We start from the raw sequence: 7,874 nt of genomic DNA, 5'->3' as shown, positions 1-7,874 counted from the left end.
GCGAAGCGGGCCAGCGGCGCCACGAAGGGGACGTGGTCGATCTCTTGCAGCGACCCCATACCCCAGCGCTGGGCCGGTGCCCGGCCACCGAGCACCACCAGCGGCGACTGGTTCTGCTGCGCGGCGGCCATTGCGCTCATCCCGTTGGTAACGCCCGGCCCGGCGGTCAGCGCCGCCACACCCGGCGACCTCGTCACCTTCGACCAGCCTTCGGCGGCGAAGGTCGCAGTCTGCTCATGGCGGGTGTCGATCAGCCGGATACCCTCGTCGCGGCACCCGTCGTAGATGGAGAACAGGTGGCCGCCCGACAGCGTGAAGACGGTGTCGACACCGCTGGCCCGCAGCCGCCGCGCGACAAGCCGGCCGGCGTGCAAAGTTTGTGCGGAGACGGCATCGGTAGTCATGACCGCAGCCTAACCAGATCCTTCGGGTACTTTCGCCAAAGGATTTGAAGTTGAGGAATGTTTGACCACCTCGACCGTAAGGAGACGTCGACGATGGGTCCCAAGCCCTTCAAGCCATCGATCAACTGGTCGGCGGCACCCATGGATTCATTGCGGTGGGTCGCCATAGCGTGGGTGGTCAGCGCCGTCTGTCTGTTCGGGGTTCTGCTCGCTTTCCGTTATCTCACGCCTTGGGGCCGACAGTTCTGGCGGATCACCCGCGGCTACTTCGTCGGCGCGGACAGCGTCCGGGTGTGGGCCATGCTCGGCGTGTTGCTGCTGTCGGTGCTGCTCTCGGTGCGGTTGGTGGTGCTGCTCAGCTACCAGGGCAACGACCTGTATACCGCCGTGCAGAAGGCGGTCCAGGGCATGGCCGCCGGTGACGACAGCGTCAAACAGTCCGGGGTACATGGCTTTTGGATGTCACTTGCGGTCTTCAGCGTGTTGGCAACCCTCTATGTCATCCGGTTCGCGGCCGACGTCTACCTGACGCAGCGGTTCATCATCGCCTGGCGCATGTGGTTGACCTCTCACCTCACCGACGACTGGCTGGACGGCCGGGCCTACTACCGAGATCTCTTCATCGACCACACCATCGACAACCCCGACCAACGCATCCAGCAGGACATTGACATCTTCACCGCCAATGCCGGCGGCACCCCCAACATCCCGTCCAATGGGACGGGAAGCACGTTGCTGTTCGGGGCCGTCAACGCCGTCGCCTCGGTGATCTCCTTCGCCGCGATCCTGTGGAACCTGTCCGGGGACCTGGATGTGTTTGGTGTGGTGTTCCCGCGCGCGATGTTCTGGACGGTTCTGGTCTACGTGCTGATCGCGACTGTCGTCGCGGTTTGGCTTGGGCGCCCGCTGATTTGGCTCAGCTTCAACAACGAAAGGCTGAATGCCGCCTTCCGGTACGCCCTGGTGAGGTTGCGGGACGCCGCAGAAGCTGTCGGCTTCTACCGCGGCGAGCGGGTCGAGCGGGCGCAGCTGTGGGGGCGCTTCACGCCGATCATCGCCAACTACCGCAATTTCGTCCGGCGAACCATCATTTTCAACGGGTGGAACTGGTCTGTGTCGCAGGCGATTGTTCCACTGCCGTGGGTGATTCAGGCGCCGCGACTGTTCGCCGGCAAGATCGATTTCGGCGATGTGGGTCAGACGGCGACGGCATTCGGCAACATTCACGACTCGCTGTCGTTCTTCCGCAACAACTATGACGCGTTCGCTTCCTTCCGGGCCGCCATCATCCGATTGCACGGACTGGTCGACGCCAACAGCAAGGGCCGCGCGCTTCCGGCGATTCTGGTCAAGCCGAGTGAGGAGACGGCAGTCGAGCTTCGCGGCATCGAGGTGCGCACGCCGGAGGGCGACCAGCTGGTCGACTCGCTGGACATCCAGCTTGACGACGGTGACACCCTGGTGATCACCGGCCGTTCCGGAGCCGGCAAGACGACGCTGCTGCGCAGTCTTGCCGAACTGTGGCCGTATGCGTCGGGGACGCTGTGCCGCCCGGAGGGCGATAACGCGACGATGTTCTTGTCGCAGTTGCCGTATGTGCCGCTCGGCACGTTGCGCACAGTGGTGTGCTATCCGAATTCGCCGGACAGCGTTACCGATGGGCAGCTGCACGACGTGCTCACCAAGGTGGCTCTGGCGCCGCTCATCAGCCGGCTGGACGAGGACCAGGACTGGGCCAGGGTGCTCTCGCCGGGCGAACAGCAGCGGGTTGCCTTCGCCCGTATCCTGCTCACCAATCCCAAGGCGGTCTTCCTCGACGAGGCCACTTCGGCGTTGGACGAGGGCCTGGAATTCGCGCTCTACCAGTTGATCCGGGCCGAGCTGCCGGATTGTGTGATGGTCAGCGTCAGCCACCGGCCCACCGTCGAACAGCACCACGAGCAGCAACTCCATCTGCTCGGCGGCGGCCCCTGGCGGCTCGGCCCGGTCGAGAAGGCGCCGGCGCCGGTCTAAGAGCCTAAATGCGGTGGCGGGTAAGAGCTTCCGCAGTGACGCGTTGCGCGTCGCCCGCTCGTTGCAAGGTCTTGAGAAAGACCGCGGCGTGCAGCGCGTCGAACACTGCGATGTGAGCAATCCGGCTGGTGACGGCTTCGACGCGGAAATCGGTCTCTTTGGCCCCCGCCACCAAGACGATGTCGCACAATGCGCTCAGCGGCGAACGGTAGAAGCTGGTGATCGCAATCGTGGTGGCGCCGGCATCCCTGGCCGCCTCCACCGCCATCAGCGATTCACTGGTTTGGCCGGTGTGGCTGAAGCACAGGCACACCGCGCCCGGCTTGAGCAATCGCGCCGCGACGTGCTGAACGTGCCCGTCCGCGGGAGCTTCGGCGCTCAAACCGATTGTGCGCAAACGATATCCGGCATCCTGGGCGGGCGGTGCAGACGTCCCGACCCCGACACAGAGCACGTGAGATGCGCCGGCAACGGCGACCACCGCGGACTCGAACTTCGCGCTGTCGATGGTTTCGGCGGCTCCGGCTACGGCCGCCTGTGAATCGGCCAGCACCTTTTTCAGCACTGTCGACGCATCATCATTCGGACTGAGGCCCTCGTGCAGGGCTTCTCCCGCCGGAATGGTGTCCGCGGCCAGCCGGATCTTCAGGTCCGCGTAGCCACGCAGGCCGACGTCCTGACAAAACCGGACCACCGACGCCACCGAGGTGGCGGTACGTTCGGCCAGATCGCTGACCGTCAAGTGGATGATCGCGCGCGGATCGTCAAGGACCGCTTGCCCGATGGTCTGGGCACGCGGAGTCAAATGGGGCAGCGCCGCGCGGATATGGGCAACCACCGATCCCGTCGGGGGGCGATGTTCGGCGGTCGTCATGGGTGAATCATGGCACGGCGCGCGCCATTGACTCCGGTGCCGCCACGCCGGGGGTGGCCAACGGCCGGTCGTCGCGCCCGGTCGACGCGATCTCGTCGAGTGATCGTCCACGCGGTTCGGGCACGATCAATGACAGCGCTGCCGCCGCCAAGCAGCAGGCCGCCGCGACGAGTTCGGTGCCCTGTAAGCCCCAGGCCGCCAGCATGGCGGGAAAGCTGATCGCGCCCACGAAGGCTCCGAGCTTGGCGATTCCCGCAGCGAAGCCATGCGCGGTGGCCCGAATCGACGTGGCGAACAACTCGGCGGAAAGCAGCATGGTTGCCACGCCCGGCCCGAACCACACGAAGAAGCTGCTGAGGCCGTATGCGGCCACGAAGAGGCCGACGCTGTTCCGGACGGCAGGCACCAGCGCAATGGCTCCGAGCCCGGCCGCCATGCCGAGCAGGCCGATGACCTGCAGCCTGATATGGCCGATTTTGTCGATCGCCCAGATCGTGACGGCGAACGCCGGCACCGTGAACGCCGCATACAGCACGAGGTTGACCCCGACCGTTTCCATGGCCGAGGCATGCGGGGCAACGTTTTTGACCACCAGGGGCGCACTGATGGTGTTGCCGTAGTAGGCGATGTCGAACAGGAACCACACCCCGGCCGTCATGAGCACGGCCCGCCACACGCCGGGTGCCGTCAGGCACTGCCACATCGTCTGACGGGGGCGCGCCGCGCCGGTGGCAACCGCCGTGGTTCCGCTGAACGTCGTCAAATCCGCGGCCGCCCGCTCCTCGTCGATTTCGGCGAGAAACCTCGGCGACTCCGGCGTTTTGGTGCGCGCATAAAGGACCAGCAGAGACGGGACGGCCCCCAGGCCGAGCAGCAGCCGCCAGGTCAGCGAGTGGTCCAATCCGGAGGCGAGCAGCAGCAGACCGACAGCGGGCCCGGCGATCGAGCCCAGCACGTAGCTGAAGAACATCAGCGCGACCATCCGGCCACGGTCCACCACATTGGCGAACTCGGTCATCATCACACCCGACACCGGGTAGTCACCGCCGATGGCGACACCAAGGATGAACCGGAATATCAACAGCCAGATGAAGTTCGGCGACAAACCCGAGGCGATGGCGGCCAGTGTCATGACCAACGCGGCTAGCCCGTACATGCGCTTGCGGCCCAAGACATCGGACAGCCGGCCGCACAGGATGGCCCCGATCGCCGAGGCGATCAGTGCGGAGCTGCCCAGCAGCGCCACCTGACCAGTGCTCAATCCCCATTGCGGTTTGATCAGCAGCAGGGCCGTACCGATGACCGTCAGGTCGTAGGCGTCAGTGAAAAACCCCGCCCCGGAGACCACGATCGCTTTGTAGTGGAACCGCTGGAATCGAGATCGGTCGAGAACGTCGATCACACTTGGGGCCTCGGCCGGCTGACTGCGGGTCTGTGTCATGCGGTGACCGTAACGACGCGATGAAACGATTTACCGAATTGCGGGTGAACAAAGGATGGAAGTTTCATCCTGAGCAATGTCACAGCTTGAAACTAAATTTCATCTCTTGTTACCGTCCGTGATGAAAGCTTGAGCACCGAAGGGACAGCATGTCGACGCACCGCCCAACCGCCACCGACGTTAACGCGCCCGCCCAGGGACTTTCCGCCAGCGACCTCGACGCGTTCAGCCGGGATGGCTACCTGGTAGTGCCAGGGTTCTTGTCCACCGAGGGCGTGGCCCGCCTGCAGAGCTGGGTCGAAGAGGTCGAGCGCTGGCCGGATGAGCCCGGCGTCGCGTGGCTGCAGCATGACGAACAGATCAACGGCGAAGTCCGACGCGCCCGCACCGAGAACTTTTCGCCCTGTCACGACGAGCTGCGCGTCCTGCTGACAACCGCTGCCATTCCGGCGATGGCCGGCCAACTGCTCGGCGAGGCCGCCGTCCTCTACAAGGAAAAGATCAACTACAAGCATCCCGGTGGGGCCGGGTTCGCGGCCCACCAGGACGCCCGCGCTTACACCCACATCGCCGTGAGCGTCAGTTGCCTCCTGGCGGTGGATGATTCAACCGTCGAGAATGGATGCCTGGAATTCGTCCGCGGTATGCACCACGAGCTACTACCCACCGACGGAGACGGCTGTATACATCCCGATATAGCCCAAGAGCTGACATGGCAATCCTGTCCGGTGGCTGCGGGTTCGTTGGTGTGGTTTCACAGCCACACGCCACACCGCAGTGCGCCCAACACGTCGCCCGCCTCGAGACGGGCGGTGTATCTCACCTATAACGCGGCCTCCGATGGTGACCTGCATGAAACCTATTACCGCGACAAACGCGCCGCACTGTCCGCGGCTGCCGCCGCCGGCGAACGCGGGGCGCAACGACTGAGCCTCATCGGTCACTTTCGCGGCATCGCCCCCACCGAGAAGAAGCAATAGATGACAACCAGATCTCAGTGGCCGCCAACAGTTCCCACCACGGCGAGCGATGTGGCCGACAACATCTTCGCCCTGTTCGCCGAGCGCGGCGACAGCTATTACGACGACGCGGTGACCCAGACGCAGCATGCGGCCCAATGCGCCGCGCTGGCCGCCGCCGAAAACGCCGATGCCGCAATGATAATCGCGGCGTTGCTACATGACATCGGTCATCTCGTGGTCGACGAGCACAACGGCAACCGTGACTTCCTTGACGGCGACGAGAAACACCAAGTCGTCGCCGCAACTGTCCTCCGCCGTTGGTTTCCGCCGGCCATCACCGCGCCTATCGCGCTGCACGTCGCCGCAAAGCGCTATCTGGTCGCAACCGATCCGTCTTATGCGTCCGGCCTCTCCCCTGCCTCGGTGGAAAGTCTGCGGGTACAGGGCGGACCGATGAATCGCGACGAAATCGCGGACTTCCGCCGGGAACATTACGCGGACCATGCTTGCCGCCTGCGCCGCTGGGATGACGCGGCAAAGGTCGCGGACCGGCGTGTTCCACCGCTGGAACACTATCGTGACGCCTTGCAGAGCCTGGTGGAGTTCAAGGCATCGCGGTAGCGCCTACGCTGCCGCGGCCCGTCTGGCCGCGTGCGCTCCGGCGCTGTGCCGTTGCGCGTCTACGCTGCCGCGGCCCGTCTGGCCGCATGCGCTCCGGCGCGGCGGCCGAAGAACGAACCCTCACCGAGCTGCGTTCCGCTCGCGTACCCCTTGCCGTCCTGGGCGAGGTTCGATGCGCACGCGCCGGCCGCATACAAGCCCGGCACGATGCTGCCGTCGGCCCGCTGCACCTCGCCGTCCACAGTCACCGCCAGGCCGCCGATGGTGAACCCCGAGTACATCGCCCGTCCGAGTGACAGATCGAATACCGCCCACGGGCCGTTGTCCTGTGGCGCAAGGAATTCCGGCTGCTTGTGGAAATCCGGATCCTCACCCGCGGCGGCGTGCTTGTTGTAGCGGTCCAGCGTGGCAGCGAGGTTGCCCGCCGGAATGCCAAGCGCGGCTTCCATTTCGGCGATCGTCTCGTAGCCGTCGAGGAACCGGATCAGCGGCATGGCGGGCATTTCGGTGTGTGCCTCGTCGACGATCAGGTATGCCGTTTGGTCGGGCTGCTCCAGCACGAAAGCCGAAGTGCGCGAGTGGTAGGAGTCTTCAGTGACGAAGCGCTGACCTTCCTTGTTGACGATCACGCCGGTCAGCAAAACCTCCGGAGGATAGGCCGCGGCGGTGATGAACAGTTCGTCCATGTGCTTGGTCGCGCCCCCCGCCGAGACGCCCATCCGGATACCCAGTCCATCGTCGTTGGGATTGCCCAGGATGTAGGGCGCCACCACACCGTGATGTTTGGTGCGCCGTTCCTGACCCAACGCGGGTGTGTGTTCGGCGACCATCTCCGGGTTCATCGCGAATCCACCCGCCGCGATGATGACCGATTTCGCCTTGATGGTGCCGGTTTCGGTGAAGTGTTTCCAGGCCACGCCGATCACTGCGCCATCGTCGGTGACCAGATTGGTGACCCCGGTCTCGTAGCGGATCTGCACGCCGAGGGCGTCGGCGCGCTTGAGCAGCAAATCGACGACCATCGCCGCGCCGCCCAACTCTCCGGGCACCGGCACCGAGTGCCCGCGGGGCGCCGGTTTGGCCCGTTCGCAGAAGGGCCATACCTTTTCGTTGCCGGTGTAGCTCAGCCCCTCGGTGCCCGGCGGGACGACGACTTTGCCCGGGTAGTAGCTGCGCTCGAACTGAAAACCCAAGTCTTCCAGCCAATTGAAGTGCTCGACGCTGCCGTCGCAGTAAGCGCGGATCTTGTCGAGTTCAGGCTCACGGGACACCTCGACCAGGTACTTGTACATCTCCTCGGCGGAATCGTCTTGACCGGTCGCCTGCTGCACCGCGGTGCCCCCGCCGAGGTAAAAGTGTCCGCCCGCAAGCGAAGTGGTGCCGCCTGCCGCAGCCGCGCGTTCGAGGACCAGCACCCGCGCACCAGCGGCCGCCGCACTGACCGCAGCGCAGCCGCCGGCGATGCCGAACCCGATCACCAGGACATCGACGTCATCGGACCACGTGGTCACGTCACTCGCGTTGATTGTTGGCGGTATCTCCGTGCTCATTGGCGCCGC

Annotated in this window: 7 protein-coding genes; 3 read left to right on the top strand and 4 right to left on the bottom strand. The window is 65.0% G+C overall.

Annotated elements, in window-relative coordinates; translation table 11 throughout:
- Positions 1–404 (bottom strand): thiamine pyrophosphate-binding protein (locus tag A5625_RS06280; protein ID WP_255397924.1); only part of this gene is annotated, 404 nt, incomplete at its 3' end.
- 93 nt (positions 405–497) lie between these two features.
- On the opposite strand from A5625_RS06280, the gene A5625_RS06275 reads away from it, so the two are divergent.
- Complete coding sequence (locus A5625_RS06275) at positions 498–2,417, top strand: ABC transporter ATP-binding protein/permease (protein WP_066990313.1); 1,920 nt, start codon at positions 498–500, stop codon at positions 2,415–2,417.
- Between the two features lie 4 nt (positions 2,418–2,421).
- On the opposite strand, the gene A5625_RS06270 is transcribed toward A5625_RS06275, so the two are convergent.
- Together A5625_RS06270 and A5625_RS06265 are read right to left on the bottom strand one after the other, a co-directional pair.
- On the bottom strand, positions 2,422–3,291 hold the full coding sequence (locus A5625_RS06270) for a MurR/RpiR family transcriptional regulator (protein WP_066990311.1): 870 nt from the start codon (positions 3,289–3,291) through the stop codon (positions 2,422–2,424).
- Positions 3,292–3,298: 7 nt separating this feature from the next.
- Positions 3,299–4,732 (bottom strand): MFS transporter, encoded by a 1,434-nt coding sequence (locus tag A5625_RS06265; RefSeq protein ID WP_066990308.1) that lies wholly within the window; start codon positions 4,730–4,732, stop codon positions 3,299–3,301.
- 149 nt (positions 4,733–4,881) lie between these two features.
- Here A5625_RS06265 and A5625_RS06260 point away from each other — a divergent pair, with 149 nt between their 5' ends.
- Both A5625_RS06260 and A5625_RS06255 read left to right on the top strand, forming a co-directional pair.
- Positions 4,882–5,712 (top strand): phytanoyl-CoA dioxygenase family protein, encoded by an 831-nt coding sequence (locus A5625_RS06260; protein ID WP_066990305.1) that lies wholly within the window; start codon positions 4,882–4,884, stop codon positions 5,710–5,712.
- A 51-nt stretch (positions 5,713–5,763) separates the two neighbouring features.
- On the top strand, positions 5,764–6,315 hold the full coding sequence (locus tag A5625_RS06255; protein ID WP_082984299.1) for a phosphonate degradation HD-domain oxygenase: 552 nt from the start codon (positions 5,764–5,766) through the stop codon (positions 6,313–6,315).
- Between the two features lie 59 nt (positions 6,316–6,374).
- Here the strand turns inward: A5625_RS06255 and A5625_RS06250 are convergent, their stop codons facing one another.
- A complete protein-coding gene (locus A5625_RS06250; RefSeq protein ID WP_066990299.1) occupies positions 6,375–7,865 on the bottom strand; it encodes an FAD-binding protein in 1,491 nt (496 codons plus the stop codon).
- Positions 7,866–7,874 lie beyond the last annotated feature (9 nt).

Source organism: Mycobacterium sp. 1465703.0, from assembly GCF_001672975.1.
GTDB lineage: Bacteria > Actinomycetota > Actinomycetes > Mycobacteriales > Mycobacteriaceae > Mycobacterium.
Note: the sequence above shows the minus strand (reverse complement) of the source record. Positions and strands in the feature narration are given on the sequence as shown.

Coding starts and splice junctions, on each gene's coding strand:
- A5625_RS06275 (WP_066990313.1), top strand. CDS start 498: ATGGGTCCCAAGCCCTTCAAGCCATCGATCAACTGGTCGGCGGCACCC.
- A5625_RS06270 (WP_066990311.1), bottom strand. CDS start 3,291: ATGACGACCGCCGAACATCGCCCCCCGACGGGATCGGTGGTTGCCCAT.
- A5625_RS06265 (WP_066990308.1), bottom strand. CDS start 4,732: ATGACACAGACCCGCAGTCAGCCGGCCGAGGCCCCAAGTGTGATCGAC.
- A5625_RS06260 (WP_066990305.1), top strand. CDS start 4,882: ATGTCGACGCACCGCCCAACCGCCACCGACGTTAACGCGCCCGCCCAG.
- A5625_RS06250 (WP_066990299.1), bottom strand. CDS start 7,865: ATGAGCACGGAGATACCGCCAACAATCAACGCGAGTGACGTGACCACG.